At 69.2% G+C, this 18416-nt stretch carries 16 protein-coding genes; 13 read left to right on the forward strand and 3 right to left on the reverse strand.

Annotated elements, in window-relative coordinates; translation table 11 throughout:
* Positions 1–3: 3 nt before the first annotated feature.
* From ctaD to MKK49_RS06030, 13 genes are all read left to right on the forward strand, one after another.
* The gene (gene ctaD, locus MKK49_RS05970) at positions 4–1632 is read left to right on the forward strand and encodes a cytochrome c oxidase subunit I (protein WP_244027131.1); all 1629 of its coding nucleotides are present in this window, start codon (positions 4–6) and stop codon (positions 1630–1632) included.
* A gap of 174 nt (positions 1633–1806) precedes the next feature.
* Entirely contained in the window at positions 1807–2760 is a 954-nt protein-coding gene (locus MKK49_RS05975; protein ID WP_244027132.1) for a heme o synthase, read from the forward strand.
* Positions 2757–2927 (forward strand): hypothetical protein, encoded by a 171-nt coding sequence (locus MKK49_RS05980; RefSeq protein ID WP_244027204.1) that lies wholly within the window; start codon positions 2757–2759, stop codon positions 2925–2927. Before MKK49_RS05975 ends, MKK49_RS05980 begins: the two co-directional genes overlap by 4 nt.
* Before the next feature lie 20 nt (positions 2928–2947).
* On the forward strand, positions 2948–3547 hold the full coding sequence (locus tag MKK49_RS05985) for a cytochrome c oxidase assembly protein (RefSeq protein ID WP_244027133.1): 600 nt from the start codon (positions 2948–2950) through the stop codon (positions 3545–3547).
* Positions 3548–3701: 154 nt separating this feature from the next.
* On the forward strand, positions 3702–4559 hold the full coding sequence (locus MKK49_RS05990) for a cytochrome c oxidase subunit 3 (RefSeq protein WP_244027134.1): 858 nt from the start codon (positions 3702–3704) through the stop codon (positions 4557–4559).
* Positions 4560–4688: 129 nt separating this feature from the next.
* Entirely contained in the window at positions 4689–5057 is a 369-nt protein-coding gene (locus MKK49_RS05995) for a DUF983 domain-containing protein (protein WP_244027135.1), read from the forward strand.
* A 23-nt stretch (positions 5058–5080) separates the two neighbouring features.
* Positions 5081–5812: an SURF1 family protein gene (locus MKK49_RS06000; protein ID WP_244027136.1), complete on the forward strand. Its 732-nt coding sequence runs from the start codon at positions 5081–5083 to the stop codon at positions 5810–5812.
* Between the two features lie 75 nt (positions 5813–5887).
* Entirely contained in the window at positions 5888–6304 is a 417-nt protein-coding gene (locus tag MKK49_RS06005; RefSeq protein WP_244027137.1) for a DUF4864 domain-containing protein, read from the forward strand.
* 64 nt (positions 6305–6368) lie between these two features.
* Positions 6369–7781, forward strand: coding sequence for a threonine synthase (gene thrC / locus MKK49_RS06010; RefSeq protein ID WP_244027138.1), 1413 nt, complete (start codon positions 6369–6371; stop codon positions 7779–7781).
* Positions 7782–7785: 4 nt separating this feature from the next.
* Positions 7786–9081: a M16 family metallopeptidase gene (locus tag MKK49_RS06015; protein ID WP_244027139.1), complete on the forward strand. Its 1296-nt coding sequence runs from the start codon at positions 7786–7788 to the stop codon at positions 9079–9081.
* 194 nt (positions 9082–9275) lie between these two features.
* Positions 9276–12161, forward strand: coding sequence for a sensor domain-containing phosphodiesterase (locus MKK49_RS06020; protein WP_244027140.1), 2886 nt, complete (start codon positions 9276–9278; stop codon positions 12159–12161).
* A 210-nt stretch (positions 12162–12371) separates the two neighbouring features.
* Complete coding sequence (locus MKK49_RS06025) at positions 12372–12728, forward strand: hypothetical protein (protein ID WP_244027141.1); 357 nt, start codon at positions 12372–12374, stop codon at positions 12726–12728.
* Between the two features lie 53 nt (positions 12729–12781).
* On the forward strand, positions 12782–13726 hold the full coding sequence (locus tag MKK49_RS06030) for a ferredoxin--NAD(+) reductase (RefSeq protein ID WP_244027142.1): 945 nt from the start codon (positions 12782–12784) through the stop codon (positions 13724–13726).
* A 34-nt stretch (positions 13727–13760) separates the two neighbouring features.
* On the opposite strand, the gene ilvD is transcribed toward MKK49_RS06030, so the two are convergent.
* From ilvD to MKK49_RS06045, 3 genes are all read right to left on the reverse strand, one after another.
* Entirely contained in the window at positions 13761–15599 is a 1839-nt protein-coding gene (ilvD, locus tag MKK49_RS06035; protein ID WP_244027143.1) for a dihydroxy-acid dehydratase, read from the reverse strand.
* Positions 15600–15700: 101 nt separating this feature from the next.
* Positions 15701–17212, reverse strand: a complete 1512-nt coding sequence (glgA, locus tag MKK49_RS06040) for a glycogen synthase GlgA (protein WP_244027201.1) — start codon at positions 17210–17212, stop codon at positions 15701–15703.
* A 267-nt stretch (positions 17213–17479) separates the two neighbouring features.
* Positions 17480–18403, reverse strand: coding sequence for a hypothetical protein (locus tag MKK49_RS06045; protein ID WP_244027144.1), 924 nt, complete (start codon positions 18401–18403; stop codon positions 17480–17482).
* Between the last annotated feature and the right edge of the window lie 13 nt (positions 18404–18416).

The raw sequence follows: 18416 nt of genomic DNA on the forward strand, positions 1-18416 counted from the left end.
TCCATGGCTAACGCCGCAGCACATTCGGGGCACCACGACGCCCACGATCACAAGCCGCCGTTCTTCTCCCGCTGGTTCCTGTCCACGAACCACAAGGACATCGGCACCCTCTACCTGCTGTTCGCCTTCTGCGCGGGCATCATCGGCGCGTTCCTCTCCTTCGGCATCCGCATGGAGATGGAGGAGCCCGGCCTCCAGTATTTCGCCAATCCCGGCACCTACAACGTGTTCGTGACCGGCCACGGACTCATCATGGTGTTCTTCATGGTGATGCCCGCCCTCATCGGCGGCTTCGGCAACTGGTTCGTGCCCCTCATGATCGGCGCGCCCGACATGGCGTTCCCGCGCATGAACAACATCTCGTTCTGGCTGACGGTGGCGGGCTTCCTCAGCCTCGTCTGCTCGCTGTTCGTCGAGGGCGCTCCCGGCGCCAGCGGCGCCGGCACCGGCTGGACCGTCTACCCGCCGCTCTCCACCGCCGGCCATCCCGGCCCGGCCGTCGACTTCGCGATCTTCGCCCTGCACCTGTCCGGCGCCGGCTCGATCCTGGGCGCCATCAACTTCATCACCACCATCCTGAACATGCGCGCGCCGGGCATGACCCTGCACAAGATGCCGCTGTTCGCCTGGTCGATGCTGGTGACCGCGTTCCTGCTGCTCCTGTCGCTTCCGGTGCTCGCCGGCGCGATCACCATGCTGCTCACCGACCGCAACTTCGGCACGACCTTCTTCGACCCGGCCGGCGGCGGTGATCCGGTGCTCTACCAGCACCTGTTCTGGTTCTTCGGTCACCCCGAAGTGTACATCATGATCCTGCCGGCCTTCGGCATCGTCAGCCACATCATCTCGACCTTCTCGAAGAAGCCCGTGTTCGGCTACCTCGCCATGGCCTACGCCATGGTCGCCATCGGCGTCGTCGGCTTCGTCGTGTGGGCGCACCACATGTACACCGTCGGCCTGTCGCTTCAGACCCAGTCCTACTTCGTGTTCGCCACCATGGTGATCGCGGTGCCCACCGGCGTGAAGATCTTCTCGTGGATCGCCACCATGTGGGGCGGCTCCATCCGCTTCACCGCCGCCATGCACTGGGCCGTCGGCTTCATCTTCCTGTTCACCGTCGGCGGCGTGACCGGCGTGGTGCTGGCGAACTCGGCGGTCGATAAGTACCTGCACGACACCTACTACGTCGTGGCGCACTTCCATTACGTGCTCTCGCTCGGCGCGGTGTTCATCATCTTCGCCGGCGTCTACTACTGGTTCCCGAAGATGACCGGCCACATCATCCCCGAATGGGCCGGCAAGCTGCACTTCTGGCTCGCCTTCATCGGCGCGAACGTGCTGTTCTTCCCGATGCACTTCCTCGGTCTCGCCGGTATGCCGCGTCGCTACGCCGACTACCCAGAGGCCTTCGCCGGCTGGCACAAGGTCTCGACCTGGGGCGGGCACATCTTCGCGCTCGGCATGGTGGTGTTCTTCATCGGCGTCGTCCTGGCCTTCCGGTCCAGCAAGCGCGCGGCCGACAATCCGTGGGGCGAGGGTGCGACCACCCTCGAGTGGACCCTGTCCTCGCCGCCGCCCTTCCACCAGTTCGAGACGCTGCCCCGCATCGTCGACGAGCCGGGCCACCACTGAGAAAAGCCATAAGCTTCACGGATTGCGAGGACCGCGCGAGCGGTCCTCGCTCTTTCCCGGATGCCTCACCCGCCGAAATCGGGGGGCGGGCATCCCCCAAAGGGCGGCGCCAAGACTGCATCATTCGATGACGGCGCGATCCGAAGCCCCACACGACAAACGCATCAGGTCCCCATGACGAGCCTGTCGAACAGCCTCTCCGCTGACGCCGAGCCGCAACCGGTCACCATGGCCGTGGGCGGCGAGGTCTCGGATTTCTTCGCCCTGCTGAAGCCGCGCGTGATGGTGCTGGTGATCTTCACCGCCCTCGTCGGCATGGCGGTGTCGAACGTTCACATCCAGCCCGTGGTCGGCACGATCTCGCTCCTCATGATCGCCGTGGGTGCGGGCGCCTCGGGCTGCCTCAACATGTGGTGGGACGCCGACATCGACGCCGTGATGACCCGCACGGCCAAGCGCCCGATCCCGGATGGCCGCATCCAGCCCGGCGAGGCCCTGGCCTTCGGCATCGTCCTGTCCGTCGGCTCGGTGCTCGTGCTCGGTCTCGCCTCGAACTGGCTCGCCGCTGGACTCCTCGCTTTCACCATCGTGTTCTACGCGGTGTTCTATTCCATGTGGCTGAAGCGCGCGACGCCGCAGAACATCGTCATCGGCGGTGCCGCCGGCGCCCTGCCGCCGATCATCGGTCAGGCCGTGGTCACGGGCTCGGTGGGCATCGAATCGATCGTCCTATTCCTCATCATCTTCATCTGGACGCCGCCGCACTTCTGGGCGCTGGCCCTGATCAAGTCGGGTGAGTACGCCAAGGCCGGCATCCCGATGATGCCGAACGTGGCCGGGCCGCAATCGACCCGCCGCCAGATCATCTACTATTCCCTCGTCCTCTTCCCCGTCGGCCTCGCCCCGGTCTTCCTCGGCTTCGGCGGCCTTCTCTACGGCCTGACCGCCCTGCTCGGCGGCCTCGGCATGCTCGCCTTCAGCGTCCACGTCTTCCGCAACCGCGAGGGCGAGGCGGAGCGCAAGGCGGCGCTGGGCATGTTCGGCTTCTCGATCCTGTACCTGTTCCTCCTGTTCTCGGCACTGCTGGCCGAGCACAGCCTCGGCCTGCTCCGGACGGTGATCGCGTGAGCGGCCTGCAGAACAATCCGCAGCCGCGGCCCCTCACGCCGGAGGAGGCGCAGCGCCGGCGGAAGCGGTCGCTCGCCATCGCGGCGGTGCTGTTCACCCTCGTGGCGATCTTCTACGTGCTAACCATCGCGAAGCTCGGACCTCAGGTCCTCAATCGCCCGCTGTGAAGCGCGGCGACGGAGTCACCATGACCGACCGTACCAAATCGTCCCGCAAGGCCGCCGTCACGGCGTTCGCCTGCGCCGGTCTCGCCTTCGGGATGATCGGCCTCGCCTTCGCGTCGGTGCCGCTCTACGACATGTTCTGCAAGGCCACGGGCTTCGACGGCACGCCGCGCAAGGGTGCCGCGCTCGCAGCGGCGGCCACCGACGACAGCATGCTGGTCCGGTTCGACACCAACGTCTCCTCCAGCCTGCCCTGGCGCTTCCAGGCCGAGACCGCCGAGGTTACGGCCCGGCTGGGGGAAACCAAGACGGTGTTCTTCCGCGTGAAGAACGCCGGCACCGTACCGTCCACCGGCATCGCGACCTTCAACGTCCAGCCGGCGCTGATGGGCGCGTTCTTCGTCAAGATCGAGTGCTTCTGCTTCAACGAGCAGACCCTGCAGCCGGGCGAGACCATGGATTTCCCGGTGGTGTTCTACATCGATCCGGCCATGCGCGAGGATTCGAACACCGCGCACCTCTCCGAGATGACCCTGTCCTACACCTACTTCGCGTCGAAGAACGGCCAGCCCACGGCCGCGCTTGCGACAACGGGCAGCACGGGAAAGAAGTCGAATTTCTGACGCGCCAACCCTGTTTTCCATGGGCCAAGCGTGACAAGAGCGCGCCGGGCTGATTAAGGGTCTGAGCGTGGAGGCCGGACATCCGGTCGAGCCGAAACAATGAGAGAGCCCGGGGCCATCACGGTCGGGGGCCAGGGGTCAGGAGAGACGTTAGATGGCCGAGGCGCACGCCAAGAACCACGATTTCCACATTCTCGCCCCGAGTCCGTGGCCGCTCATCGGCGCCTTCTCCGGCTTCCTCATGGCGTTCGGCGCCGTGTTCTGGATGAAGAGCCTCACCATCGGCACCCTCAGCCCGGGGCCGTACATCTTCGGTGCCGGCGCCATCGGCGTGCTCTACACCATGTACGCCTGGTGGAAGGACGTGGTCCACGAGGCCAACACGGGTGACCACACCCGCGTGGTTCAGCTCCATCACCGCTACGGCATGATCATGTTCATCGCCTCCGAGGTGATGTTCTTCGCCGCGTGGTTCTGGGCCTATTTCGAGGCGGCCCTCTACACCGCCGACCCGATCCAATCGACCCGCGTTGACTTCACCGGCGGCACTTGGCCCCCGAAGGGCATCGAGGCGTTCGACCCCTGGCACCTGCCGCTCCTCAACACCCTGATCCTGCTCACCTCGGGCACGACCATCACCTGGGCCCACCACGCCCTCCTGCATGACGACCGCAAGGGTCTGAAGTACGGCCTGTGGCTGACGATCATCCTCGGCGTGCTGTTCTCGGCCTGCCAGGCCTACGAGTACGCCCACGCCCATTTCGGCTTCTCGGGCAGCATCTACTCGGCGACCTTCTTCATGGCGACGGGCTTTCACGGCTTCCACGTCATCATCGGCACCATCTTCCTCTCCATCTGCCTGTACCGTGCCTATCTCGGCCAGTTCACCGTGAAGCAGCACCTCGGCTTCGAGTTCGCCGCCTGGTACTGGCACTTCGTCGACGTGGTGTGGCTGTTCCTGTTCGCCTCGATCTACGTCTGGGGCTCGGGCGCCGGACACGCCGCCCACTGAGTTCGGCCCTCTCGGCTGCATGGGAGACATGAAAGGGCGGCGCGAGCCGCCCTTTCGCGTGTGGGGACCGTCCCTTATCCCCATATCCGCATCGAGCCGGCGTTCGTCCGGGCTCGAGGAGTACGCATCTTGGACGCCACGCGGCCACTTCCCCCACCGATCCCCACCGGCCTGCGCGGTCGCTGCCCGCGCTGCGGCGAGGGCCACATGTTCGACGGCTTCCTCACCTTTCGTCCATCCTGCGAGGTCTGCGGCCAGGATTTCTCCGGCTTCAACTCCGGCGACGGCCCGGCCTTCTTCGTCATGTCCATCGTCGGGATCGTCGTGGTCGGCCTCGCCCTGTGGATGGAGATCACCTACGAGCCTGCGATCTGGATCCACGCCCTCGTGGCCGGTTCCCTGTCCATCGGGTTGAGCCTCGCCATCATCCGGCCGCTCAAGGGCGTCCTCGCTGCCTTGCAATTCGCCAACAAGGCCGAGCAGGGGCGCTTCCGCTAGTGCCGTCCGTCCGGCCCGCCGCCGTGCGCGCCCTGATCGCGCCCGGCCTCGTCTCCCTCGTCTGCCTCGCGATCCTCCTCGGGCTCGGGGTTTGGCAACTCGATCGCAAGGGCCAGAAGGAGGCGCTGATCGGGCGCATCCTCGAGCGCTCGCGGGTCGAGCCTCCCGCAGCCCCGCCCGCTCCAGGCACGTGGAATCCGGACGCCGACGAGTTCCGGCGCGTGCGCGTCACCGGCACCCTCCTCAACGACCGCGAGACCCTGGTCCACGGCCTGGCGGCCGGCGCCACGCCGGGGCGCGCGCTCCAGGGTTACTACGTCCTGACGCCCCTTCGCCTGTCGGAGGGCGGTACGGTTCTGATCAACCGCGGCTTCGTGCCGACCGAACTGAAGGCGCCGGCCAACCGCAATGGCGGGCAGGTCGTCGGGGAGACCGTGGTCACCGGCATCCTGCGGGGCTCCGAACCGCGGACCATGTTCGTGCCCGCCCCCGACACCGCACGGAACGAGTGGTTCAACCGCGACATCCCCGGAATCAGCGCGGCACTCGGGCTGACGAACGCCCTCCCCTACCTCGTCGAGGCGGACGCGACGCCCAATCCCGGTGGCTGGCCCAAGGGTGGACAGCTGCGCGTCGACCTGCCGAACAACCACCTGCAATACGCTTTCACCTGGTTCGGCATCGCCGGCTGCCTCGTCGGCGTGTTCGGCGTGTTCGCGTGGAAGCGCCTCTTCGACGCACCGGACGCGGTCTGAACCGTCGACCGGCTTGCCGGAGACGGCGCGCGCGCTACTCTCCGGTTGGGCGGATCACGCCCCGGAGTGTGCCCCATGCGCGCCGCGACCCTGCTGCTGACCCTCGGCCTGACGTTGAGTACGGCGTACGCCGCCGACGAGGCCGGGCGCGCGGCGGCCCGCGCCACCGTCACCCGTCAGCTCGAAGCGTTCCGCACCGACGACGCGGCGACCGCCTACGCCCAGGCCGCCCCGGCGATCCAGGGCCTATTCCCCTCCCCCGACTCCTTCCTCGCCATGGTCCGCAAGGGTTACGCCGCCGTCTACCGCGCCCGCAGCTTCAGCGTGGACCGGGTCGAGGATGTCGGCACCGACGGCGTCGCCCTGGGGGTGAAGCTGCAGGACGAGGCGGGCGCCGACTGGATGGCCCTCTACACGCTGGAGCGGCAGCCCGACGGAGCGTGGCGCATCACGGGATGCCAGTTGGCCAAGGCCCCGGGCACCAGCACCTGAGCCGCATCAGGTTTCGACAGGCCGGACGGCTTGGTGTAGACGGGGCGCCTTCCCGGAGGCCCCTTTGCTTCACGTCTCGACCCGCGGCGCCGCGGCGCCCCTCTCCTTTTCCGATGCCCTGCTCGCCGGGCTCGCCCGTGACGGCGGTCTCTATGTGCCAGAGACCTGGCCGCGGTTGTCGCACGAGACCATCGCGGGGCTAGCCGGCCTGCGCTACGCCGACGCTGCCAAGATCGTCCTGCGTCCCCTCATCGACGGCGAGATCGCGGATGGCGACCTCGACCGGATGATCGAGGAATCCTACGCGACGTTCCGGCACCCGGCCGTCTGCCCGCTGACCCAGCTCGACGACAACCTGTTCCTCCTCGAACTGTTTCACGGGCCGACGCTCGCGTTCAAGGACGTGGCGATGCAGCTCCTCGGGCGGCTCATGGACCACGTCCTGCGGGCGCGCGGTTCGCGGGCGACCATCGTCGGCGCCACGTCGGGCGATACCGGCTCCGCCGCCGTCGAGGCGTTCCGCGGCCTCGATCAGGTCGACATCTTCATCCTGTTCCCGGAGGGCCGCGTCTCCGAGGTGCAGCGGCGGCAGATGACCTCGGTGGGGGCGGACAACGTCCACGCCATCGCCATCGACGGCAATTTCGACGATTGCCAGAACATCGTCAAAGCCCTGTTCCAGCACGCCGAATTCGCCGATGCGGTGAAGCTTTCGGGCGTGAACTCCATCAACTGGGCCCGGGTCGCCGCCCAGGCGGTGTACTACTTCACCAGCGCGGTCGCCCTCGGCGCGCCCCACCGCCCGGTCTCGTTCGCCGTGCCCACGGGCAATTTCGGCGACATCCTTGCCGGCTGGGTCGCCAAACGCATGGGCCTGCCCATCGAGCGCCTGATGATCGGCACCAACGCCAACGACATCCTGGCCCGGACCCTGGAGCATGGATCCTACGAAGTGCGGGGCGTGCAGCCCACCACCTCGCCGTCCATGGACATTCAGATCTCCTCGAATTTCGAACGCCTGCTGTTCGAGGCCCTCGGCCGCGATGCGTCGAGCCTCGGTCGCCTGATGGCCGGCCTGAAGCAGTCGGGCGGGTTCACCCTCGATCCGGCGGTGCTCGACACCGTGCGGGCCGAGTTCGATGCCACCGCCGTTCCGGAGGACGCCGTGAAGGCCGAGATCGCCCGGACCTTCGCCGAGACCGGCCACGTCATCGACCCGCACAGCGCCATCGGCGTCCATGCCGGCCGCCGGCTCCTCGAGACGGACCCGCGCACGCCCGTCGTGGCTCTGGCCACCGCGCATGCGGCGAAGTTCCCCGATGCCGTGTCCGAGGCGGTGGGCGGCGCGCGCCCGGCCCTGCCGCCGCATCTCGCCGACCTCCTCGACCGCAAGGAGACGTTCTCGCGCGTCGCCAACGACCAGGCGGCGGTGGAGAGCTTCATCCGCGCGCATGCCCGCATCACCAAGGCCGGCTGACCCCATGAACCAGCACTTCGCCACCCACGGCGCCTCCCCGGACCTGCGGATCACGCGCCTGGACAACGGCGTCACCGTGGTCACGGAGGCGATGCCGGGGGTCGCCACGGCGACCCTCGGCGTCTGGGTCGGCGCCGGCTCGCGCCACGAGCGGCCCGACGAGGGCGGGCTGAGCCACCTCATCGAGCATATGGCGTTCAAGGGCACGAAGACGCGCTCGGCCCGGCGCATCGCCGAGGACATCGAGAATGTCGGCGGCGACATCAACGCCGCGACCTCCGCCGAGGGCACGAGCTACACCGCCCGGGTGCTCGGCGAGGATGCGGGCGTGGCGCTGGACGTCATCGGCGACATCCTCACGGATTCGGTGTTCGATGCTGGCGAGTTGGCGCGCGAGAAGGGCGTGATCCTCCAGGAATACGCCGCCATCGAGGATACCCCCGACGACGTGGTCTACGAGGCCTTCACCGAGGCGGCGTTCCCCGATCAGCCCATGGGCCGTCCGATCATCGGCACGCCGGACACCATCAACAGCTTCGACCGCGCCGGCATCGAGGCGTACATCGCGCGCGAATATACCCCCGACCGCATCGTGCTCGCGGCGGCCGGCGCCATCGCGCACGACGCCATCGTCGAATCCGCGCGCACCCATTTCGGCGCGCTCAAGGCCGCGACGCCGCCCGAGACCGTCCCGGGAATCTACAAGGGCGGCGAGAAGCGTCTGCAGAAGAAGCTCGAACAGGCCAACGTCGTCATCGGCCTGCCCGGCCTGTCGTTCCGCGACCCCGGCTACTACGCCCTGCACATGTTCACCCAGGTGCTCGGCGGCGGGCTGACCTCGCGCCTGTGGCACGAGGTGCGCGAGACGCGGGGCCTCGCCTACGAGATCCAGGCGTTCCACTGGTCGTTCTACGATTGCGGGCTGTTCGGCATCGGCGCCGGCACCTCGGGCGGCGATCTCGGCCAGCTCGTGGACGTGACCCTGGAGGCCACCACCCGGGCGGCCCGCGACGCCGACACCGTCGAGGTCGCCCGCGCCAAGGCGCAGCTCAAGGTCGCGCTGCTGTCGGCCCTGGAGACGCCCGGCGGACGCATCGAGCGCAACGCCCGGCAGATCCTCGCCTGGGGCCGGGTGATCCCGGCGCAGGAGGTCATCGCCAAGGTGGATGCCGTCACCGTCGACGATGTCCGTGCCGCCGGCATCAGGCTGCTTTCGGGCGCCCCGACGCTGGCCGCGATCGGTCCGATCAAGAAGCTGCCGCCCCTGGAGCGGATCGCCGCTGCCCTGAAGGCCGCCTGAGATTTTCCGCCCCCGGCTTGTTTTGGCCTCAAAGGAACGTGATCCAGCGGGTTCGGCGTCACGGTTGAGAAACGGTGGGCGTCTCCGCTCCGGCGCCCCCGCTGCCTTGCCGGTGGAGGTCGCCGCCGATACGACTGAGCCCTCGGCTGAGCCGTACTCGTCACACAGCCTCGCCCGGCCGGAACACTCGCCCGTTGCGTCAGATCTCCCTCGTCCTCGCCGCTCTTCTCACGGCTCTCTTCGGCGCCCTGCTCCTCAGCGCGCCGGCGCGCGCCGTCGAGGCCGTGCGCGTCACCCTCGATGCGCCGGCCATCGACCTGACGACGATGATCGAGCGCTATCGCTCGGACGGGGACCTCATCCAGATCTCCACGGCACCGGGCAAGGACGGCATCGTCCGCCGCATCGTCGTGAAGGCGCGCGACACGGGCGGGCGCCCCGACTGGATGGTGTTCGCGCTGACCAACGACACCGACGAGCAGATCGACCGCGTCCTCGTCGCCCCGCATTTCCGCCTCGTCGGCTCGGGCGTGATCTGGCCGGACCTCGGCGGCTCGCGCATCGCCGCCATCACGGCCAGCCAGGGCATCCGCCCGGAGCGCGACGAGAATCCGGAAGCCGACCAGTTCGTCATCACCCTCGATCCCGGCGCCACCGTCACCTACGTGGCCGAGCTGCGCGGGCCCAACATCCCCCAGGTCTACCTCTGGGACCAGGAAGCCTACCGCAAGAAATCCACCGGCCTGACCCTCTACAAGGGCATCATCATCGGCATCGCCGGGCTGCTGGCGCTGTTCCTGACGATCATCTTCGTGGTCAAGGGCGCGATCATCTTCCCCGCCGCCGCCGCCCTGGCGTGGTCGGTCCTCGCCTATGCGTGCATTGACTTCGGATTCCTGCAAAGGGTGTTCCCCGTCACCGAGGTGGCCGAACGGGTCTACCGGGCGTCCGCCGAGGCGGTGCTCGGCGCCACCCTGCTGGTGTTCCTGTTCGCCTATCTCAACCTCAGCCGCTGGCACGTGCGCTACAGCCACGTGGCGTTCTTCTGGCTCGCCTTCCTCGCCGGCCTCGTGGCGCTCGCCGTGTTCGATCCGCCCGTGGCGGCGGGTGTCGCGCGCATCTCCATCGCGGCGGTGGCCGGGGTCGGCCTGCTGCTCATCGTCTATCTCGCCGCCCATAACGGCTACGACCGGGCGATCCTGCTGATCCCGACCTGGTTCCTCCTCCTCGTCTGGGTGGTGGCGGCGGGCTTCGCCATCACGGGACAGATCGGGAGCGACCTCGTCCAGCCCGCCCTCATCGGCGGCCTCGTCCTCATCGTCATGCTCATCGGCTTCACGGTGATGCAGCACGCCTTCGCGGGCGGCGGCCTCACCCATGCCCTGGTCTCCGACACCGAGCGCCGGGCGCTCGCGCTCACGGGCGCCGGCGACGTGGTGTTCGACTGGGACGTGCCGGGCGACCGGGTCTTCGCCGGCCAGGAGATCGAAGGACAGCTCGGCCTCAAGCGCGGGGCCCTCGAAGGCCCGGCGGTGAACTGGCTCGCCCTCGTCCACCCGTTCGATGTCGACCGCTACTCGGCCGCCCTCGACACGGTCATCGAGGAGCGGCGCGGCCGCATCGTCCACGACTTCCGCCTGCGCTCCACCGCCGGCCCGTACTACTGGTATCGCCTCAAGGCGCGGCCGGTGATCGGCACGGACGGCGAGGTCGTGCGCATCGTCGGCACCATCTCGGACGTCACCGAGGTGAAGACCGCCGAGGAGCGCTTGCTGCACGACGCCGTCCACGACAGCCTCACCGGCCTGCCCAACCGCGAGCTGTTCCACGACCGCCTCGACTCGGCCCTCGCCTTCGCCAGCCAGGATGCCCGCCTGAAGCCGACGACCATCGTCCTCGACGTCGATCGGTTCAAGGCCATCAACGACGCCATCGGCCTCTCGGCGGGCGACTCGATCCTGCTCACCCTGTCGCGCCGCCTCGGCCGGCTCCTGCGTCCGCAGGACACCCTGGCCCGCGTCGCGGGCGACGAATTCGCCCTGATCCTCCTGTCGGAGCGCGACCCTGACCGCATCCTCTCGTTCGCCGAGATGATCCGCAAGGCCATCGCCACGCCGATCACCTACGCCGATCGCGAGATCTTCCTCACGGTGTCCGTCGGCATCGTCCTGCACGAGGTCGGAGCCACCCTGAAGCGCGAGGAGGTGTTCAAGAACGCCGAGATCGCCATGATCCAGGCCAAGCGCGGCGGCGGCGACCGCATCGAGGTGTTCCGTGCCGATATGCGCAACGAGCACGGCGACCGCCTGATGCTGGAGGGCGACCTGCGGCGGTCCCTCGAGCGCAACGAGATGAAGGTGCTGTTCCAGCCCATCGTTCGCCTGGAAGATCGCACGGTCGCGGGTTTCGAGACGCTGCTGCGTTGGGATCACCCCAGGCTCGGCCGCATTCCGGCCTCGACCTTCATGCCGGTGGCCGAGGAATGCGGGTTCGTGGTCAACCTCGGCATCTTCGCCCTGGAACGCACGGCCCTCGAACTCGCGGCCTGGCAGCGCTCCCTCGATGTCGAGCCGCCGATCTTCGCCTCCGTCAACATGTCGTCACGCCAGCTCCTGCGCCACGACCTCCTGCACGACGTGAAGACGATCCTGGCCCGGTCCGGCGTGCTGCCCGGCTCCCTCAAGCTCGAACTCACCGAGAGCCTGGTGATGGAGAACCCGGAATACGCCGCGCAAATGCTGGCGCGCATCCACGACCTCGGCGCCGGCCTGTCGCTCGACGATTTCGGCACGGGTTACTCGGCCCTGTCCTACCTCCAGCGTTTTCCGTTCGACACCATCAAGGTCGACCAGTCCTTCGTCCGGCAGATCGCGACGGGGCGCACGGCGATCCTGCGCTCCATCGTCAAGATGGCTCAGGAACTCGACCTCGCCATCGTGGCCGAGGGCGCGGAATCGGAAGCCGACGCGCAGGCACTCGCTGAGCTGGGTTGCGAGTACGCGCAAGGCTTCGCCTTCGGCGAACCGATGTCGATGCTCCAGGCCCGGCAACTCCTCGGGGCGGCCCCGGAAGCCGCCTGACGGCCGCGAGAAACGCCGATCCCCGCGAAGACGGCGGGTCGGTTTAAACCTCCCTTAACCATGATCCGCCATCGTTCCCTCTAGCGGAATGCTGAGTGTCTCTCACGGAACTCCCGCTGCGCCGCCGTGCTCAGTGTGAGAATCGGCGGTGACCGGGAGTTCTGCGAGGCACTCTTAGGCCCGAGCGGCCGTGGGATGGGGGATCACCTGATGGGCGAAGCGGCCTTACGGAACGATGCGAGCTTCGATACCAGCATCGTCCGGCGCCTGATGGCCCGGCCCCTGCGCCTCGTCGAGACGCCCATGGCCGAGATCGTGCCGTTGCGTGCGGCCACGCCGTCCACGGAGTCCGTCGAACCGGCGGAGGCCTCCGCCGACGTCGCCCGCCTCAAGGCGCAGCTCCAGGTGATGAAGGCGGTCCTGCGCTCCGAGCGGGACGAGACCGCCCATCTGCGCGCCCGCATCGCGACCATCGCCGAGTCCGACGCGCCCCTGACGCCCGAGGCCCAGGCCGTGCGCGATCGCTGGGCCGCCCTCGTCGATCAACTCCTGCACTCGGCACGATAGCCACCCGTTCCGCGACGCGCGACGCGACGCCTGGCCCCGTTCGAGGGATGATGATGAGCGCCCGCTGCTCCCTCGTGGTCAACGGCAAGTCCGTGCGGATCTCCACGGGCGACACCCCCCTGGAGGCCGCCCTGGCCGATGGCATGATCGCCGCGCCGCCGGGCCTCATGGGACAGGGCTCCGGCCCCCTGCCCCGGCGAGCCCAGGCCCGCAGCCATCGCGCCGACGCCGTCAAGCTCACCCCGCCGCGCGCCGGCCTCATCGAGCGGCCCGAGACCTTCGGCGCACCGGTCAAACCGGCGCCTGCCCAGAAGCGCGCCGGCACGGTGACGCAGATCACGCCGCTCGGTCCCCACACCCTCGAAGTGGTGGTGACCCTCACCAAGCGCTTGGCCCTTGAGCCGGGACACGGGGTGGTGGCGGCCTTCGAGGGCTTCGAGCCCGTCGTCCTGAATCCGACCCTGCGCGTCGACGGCTCGGCCGAACTCAACGAACTCGTCTTCCACCTGCGCCTCACCGGCGACCGCACGGCCCTGCCCGACGCCTTCGGCGAGGAGATCGTCCTCGACCATCCGGTGAAGATCAAGGGACCGGTGGGCCGGGGCTACTACCGGCCGGGCGGCGGCCGCCTCGTCCTCGTCGCGGCCGAGACCGGGTTCGCCCCGATCTGGTCCATCGCGCGGGCCGCCCGCTACATCGAGCCGGCCCGCGAGGTCGCGATCCATGTCGGCGCCCGCGACCCCCTCGACCTCTACATGCGTCCGTCCCTGGACTGGCTGCGCGCCACGGGGGTGGGCCGCCTCGTGCTCGTGGCCGACCGCAGCCGCCAGCGGCCGCCCGACGTCCGGCCCGGACCCCTGACGGCGCATCTACCGTCGCTGCGCACCACCGACGTGGTCCACGTCGCCGGCGACGCCTCGACGGTGGGCGCCGTCGAAGTCCTGGCCGCGGCGGCCGGGGCCCGGTGCTACCCGATCCTCCTCAACGCCAAGCCCTGATCCGGCACGCCCCGGCGGCGAGGACGGCGGGCCCCTACTCGGGCCCGACCTGACGCACGGCCCCGCGCGCGGCGCTGGTGGCGAACATCGCGTAGGCCCGGAGTGCCGTGGTGATCCGACGCTTGCGCAGCTCGGCCGGCTTCCATCCGGCAGCGTCCTGTGCGGCCCGGCGTTCGGCCAACTCGGCCTCGTCCACGGCGAGGTGGATGCGGCGCCCCGGGATATCGATCTCGATGCGGTCGCCATCGCGCACGAGGCCGATGAGCCCGCCTTCCGCCGCTTCCGGCGAGACATGGCCGATGGACAGGCCCGAGGAGCCGCCCGAGAACCGCCCGTCGGTGACGAGGGCGCAGGCTTTGCCGAGGCCCTTCGATTTCAGGTAGCTCGTCGGGTACAGCATCTCCTGCATACCGGGGCCGCCGCGCGGGCCCTCGTAGCGGATCAGCACCACCTCGCCCGCCTTGACGCGGCCCTTGAGGATGGCGTCGACGGAATCGTCCTGGCTCTCGAACACCCGGGCGGTGCCGGTGAAGGTGAGGATCGAGGCGTCCACCCCCGCCGTCTTCACGATGCAGCCGTCGACGGCGAGGTTGCCGTAGAGGACGGCGAGGCCGCCATCCTGCGAGTAGGCGTGGGCCGCCTCGCGGATCACGCCGCCGGTGCGGTCGAGGTCGAGCTCCTCCCAGCGCGCCGCCTGGCTGAAGGCGACCTGGGTCGGCACGCCGCCCGGCGCCGCGCGATAGAACTCCGACACCGTGGCGCTGCCCGTGCGGCGCACGTCCCAGCGGTCGAGGGCCTGGCCCAGGGTGCCGGCATGGACGCTGCCGGCCTGCGCGTCGATGAGGCCCGCGCGGTCGAGTTCGCCGAGGATCGCCATGATGCCGCCGGCCCGGTGCACGTCCTCCATGTGGACCTCGGCCACCGCCGGGGCGACCTTGCACAGGACCGGCACGCGCCGCGACAGGCGGTCGATGTCCGCCATGGTGAAGGGCACCTCCGCCTCGTGGGCGGCGGCGAGCAGATGCAGCACCGTGTTGGTGGAGCCGCCCATGGCGATGTCGAGGGTCATGGCGTTCTCGAAGGCCGAGAAGCCGGCGACCGACCGGGGCAGCACGCTGGCATCGTCGCCCTCGTAGTAGCGCTTGGCGAGATCGACGATGAGGTGACCGGCCTCGACGAACAGGCGGCGGCGGTCGGCATGGGTCGCCAGCACCGAGCCGTTGCCGGGCAGCGACAGGCCGAGCGCCTCCGTCAGGCAGTTCATCGAATTGGCCGTGAACATGCCCGAGCACGAGCCGCAGGTCGGGCAGGCCGCGCGCTCGATGGCGGCCACGTCCTCGTCCGAGACCCGGTCGTCGGCGGCCGCCACCATGGCGTCGACGAGGTCGAGCTTCTTGATCACGCCCTTGAGCTGAACCTTGCCGGCCTCCATCGGGCCGCCGGAGACGAACACCGCCGGAATGTTGAGGCGAAGCGCCGCCATGAGCATGCCGGGGGTGATCTTGTCGCAATTGGAGATGCACACCATCGCGTCGGCGCAGTGGGCGTTGACCATGTACTCGACGGAATCGGCGATGAGTTCGCGCGAGGGCAGCGAGTACAGCATCCCGTCATGGCCCATGGCGATGCCGTCATCGACCGCGATGGTGTTGAACTCCTTCGCGACGCCGCCGGCCGCTTCGATCTCGCGGGCCACGAGCTGGCCGAGGTCCTTAAGGTGGACGTGGCCCGGCACGAACTGGGTGAAGGAATTCACCACGGCGATGATCGGCTTGCCGAAATCGCCGTCCTTCATGCCGGTGGCGCGCCACAGGCCGCGGGCGCCGGCCATGTTGCGGCCATGGGTGGTGGTGCGGGAACGGTAGGCGGGCATCGCATCTCTCGCTGTTCGCCGCGCTTTTGCGGGCGGGAGGCGATGCGTTGCAAGGGCCTTTCGCGCGGATCCGGTGCTCCGGACCCGCAAGGGTCGTCGCCTCAGGCCGCCCGAGCGCGCAGGCCGGCGCCGTTGCCGAAGGCGCGGGCGTAGAGGGAGGCGTAGGTGGTGGCGGCCTCGTCCCAGCCGAAGGTGCGCGACATGGCCGTGCGGCGCATGGCGTTCAGGCGCTTCTTCTGGCCGAAGGTGTCGAGGGCCCGGCGGATCGCCCCGGAGAAGCCGCGCGCCGATGCCTCGCCGAAGGTGAAGCCGGTCACGCCGTCCTCGACGGTGTCGGCGAGCCCGCCGGTCCGATGGACGATGGGAAGCGAGCCGAAGCGCTGGGCGTACATCTGCGCCAGGCCGCAGGGCTCGAAGCGCGACGGCATCAGCAGGAAGTCGCTGCCCGCGAACATCCGGCGGGCGTCCTGCTCGTTGAAGCCGACATGGACGCCGACGGCATCGGGATGGCGGCGGGAGAGATCGCGCAGCGCCCCCTCGAAGCGGCCCTCGCCCTGGCCGATGACCACGAGCTGGCCGCCCTCGGCCACGATGGTCTCGGCGGCGGCGAGGCTCAGGTCGATGCCCTTCTGGTGGACGAGGCGGGAGACGATGGCGAAGAGCGGCCCGCGCGAGACGGCGAGACCGAACTGGCGGCGCACGGTCTCGGCGTTGGCGCGCTTGCCCTTCCAGTCGTCGGCCTCGAACCGCGTGGCGAGGTGCGGGTCCGTGCGCGGGTCCCAGCTCTCGTCGATGCCGTTGAGGATCCCAGCGAGACGCCCCTGGGCCGCGCGGGTGCGGAGCAACCCGTCGAGGCCGCAGCCGGCATCCGGCGTGGTGATCTCGCGGGCGTAGGTGTCGCTGACGGTGGTGACGTGGGAGGCGTAGTAGATGCCGGCCTTGAGGAACGAGAGCTGTCCGTAGAACTCGACGCCGTCCATCTGGAAGGCGTGGTCCGGCACGCCGAGGCGCCCGAGGGAGTCGGGGGAGAACAGGCCCTGGTAGGCGAGGTTGTGGACGGTCAGGATGCTCGGCACCCGCAGGCCGCCCCAGGCGAGGTAGGCCGGGGCCAGGGCCGCCTGCCAGTCGTTGAGGTGGAGGAGGTCTGCGGCCCAGGCCGGATCGGCCCCGCGGGCGATCTCGGCGGCGGCGAGGCTCAGGCGGGCGAAACGTACGTCGTTGTCGCAGAAGTCGCCCTGACCGTCGCCGTAGGGCGTGCCGTCGCGCTGGTAGAGCTCGGGACTGAGGAGGACGTAGATCTGGAGGCCGTCGCCGCTCTCCACCAGGCCGAGCTCGCAGGGCGGCACCCCGGCATGGCCCGGCAGCTGCGCGACGACGGGAATGTGGTCGAACCGGTCCACCACCTGGCGATACCCGGGGATGAGGACGCGGATGTCGTAGTGCCGGCGCAGGGCCCGCGGCAGGGAGGCGGCGACCTCGCCGAGGCCACCGGTCTTGACGAAATCCGCCATCTCGGGCGTGGCGAACAGGATGCGGGGCTGATGTAGGGACGGGATCGTCTGCCCGAGAAGGCCGCGGGCGGAGGCGGAGTGGGCAGTCGCCGCAGACGTCATGGAATCCTTGCCGCTCCGGGCACCTTGGACGTTCAGGGCAAGACTACCCATGGCTGACGTCGGCATCGTGAACGTCCCGATTGGTAAATGGTTCCGTTGCAATGCACAATCCAAGCCACGATTTCGGTTACGGATTCCTTGCTTTTGGTGCGGCGCAAACGGTCGCAGATCGGGAAATTCAGGGCCGGTTCAGCACTGCAACCCTGGATGGATGCCCACGCGATGTGCATCCGTGCCGAGGCGCTGTGCGACAGGGATGCGCAATCGTCACGCTTCGGCGACCCACGCCCGCAATCCCGCCAATCCCTGGAAGGCGTCGGCCGACCGGACGGCGAGGTGCGGGGCCTGACTCCGCATCATGTCGGCCAGGGCATGGCCGGGGCCGAGCTCGAGCACCCGGGTCGCACCGCGTTCGACGATGGCTTCGAGGCAGGCGGCCCAATCGATGGGCGTCGCAACCTGCCGGGCGAGGGCGTCGCGGAACCGGGCGGGATCGAAGACCGGCGCGCCGTCGGTGCCGTTGAGGAGGGTCCGTCCGGGAGCCGGCCGGCTCGGGGGCGTCGCGTCGAGGCACGCCCGGAACGGCGCCACGGCCTCCGCGAGCAGTGGCGTGTGAGAGGCGACGGCGACGGACAGGCGGCTCGCCCGGGCCGCGCCCGCATCCAGTGCTTCCACGCAAAGGAGGTCGAGGGCGGTGCCCGCGCCGCCGACCACGAACAGGTCGGACGGGTTACGGATGGCGATGGCGCAGGCGTGACGGTGAAGGAGCGGCGCCAGCACCGCCTGCGAAAGCCCCCGGATCGCCGCGAGCCCCTGGCCGGGGCGGCTCGCCGCATCCATGGCCTCGGCCCGGGCCGCCGTGAGAGCGAGGGTCTGGGCCGGAATCCACAGGCCGGCGATGCCCCAGGCCGCCATCTCACCGACGCTGTAGCCCGCGACGATGATGCGCTTGGGCAGGATGTCGGCGAGGCAGGCGTGAAGCGCGAGGGCTTCGGTGACGCAGAGGATCTGCCCGACGCGGTTGGCGTAGAGGCTCGCCGGATCGGCCTCTGCGGTGAGGCGACGCGGATCGCGGCCCAGTCGCTCCGTGGCGGCGGCGAAGACCGGCGCGGCGGCGGGCGCCTCGGCGGTGAGCGCGAACAGATCGGGCGATTGCAGGCCCTGGCCGGAGCAGAGCAGGGCGAGAGTCATTGGGCGAGAGTCA

This window comes from Methylobacterium sp. J-090 (genome assembly GCF_022829345.1).
Taxonomy (GTDB): domain Bacteria; phylum Pseudomonadota; class Alphaproteobacteria; order Rhizobiales; family Beijerinckiaceae; genus Methylobacterium.

Bases quoted from the DNA above. Each gene is read 5' to 3' on its own strand.
- ilvD (WP_244027143.1), bottom strand. From the start codon at position 15,599: ATGCCCGCCTACCGTTCCCGCACCACCACCCATGGCCGCAACATGGCC.
- ctaD (WP_244027131.1), top strand. From the start codon at position 4: ATGGCTAACGCCGCAGCACATTCGGGGCACCACGACGCCCACGATCAC.
- MKK49_RS05985 (WP_244027133.1), top strand. From the start codon at position 2,948: ATGACCGACCGTACCAAATCGTCCCGCAAGGCCGCCGTCACGGCGTTC.
- MKK49_RS06045 (WP_244027144.1), bottom strand. From the start codon at position 18,403: ATGACTCTCGCCCTGCTCTGCTCCGGCCAGGGCCTGCAATCGCCCGAT.
- glgA (WP_244027201.1), bottom strand. From the start codon at position 17,212: ATGACGTCTGCGGCGACTGCCCACTCCGCCTCCGCCCGCGGCCTTCTC.
- MKK49_RS06015 (WP_244027139.1), top strand. From the start codon at position 7,786: ATGAACCAGCACTTCGCCACCCACGGCGCCTCCCCGGACCTGCGGATC.
- MKK49_RS05975 (WP_244027132.1), top strand. From the start codon at position 1,807: ATGACGAGCCTGTCGAACAGCCTCTCCGCTGACGCCGAGCCGCAACCG.
- MKK49_RS06030 (WP_244027142.1), top strand. From the start codon at position 12,782: ATGAGCGCCCGCTGCTCCCTCGTGGTCAACGGCAAGTCCGTGCGGATC.
- MKK49_RS06025 (WP_244027141.1), top strand. From the start codon at position 12,372: ATGGGCGAAGCGGCCTTACGGAACGATGCGAGCTTCGATACCAGCATC.
- MKK49_RS06005 (WP_244027137.1), top strand. From the start codon at position 5,888: ATGCGCGCCGCGACCCTGCTGCTGACCCTCGGCCTGACGTTGAGTACG.
- MKK49_RS05990 (WP_244027134.1), top strand. From the start codon at position 3,702: ATGGCCGAGGCGCACGCCAAGAACCACGATTTCCACATTCTCGCCCCG.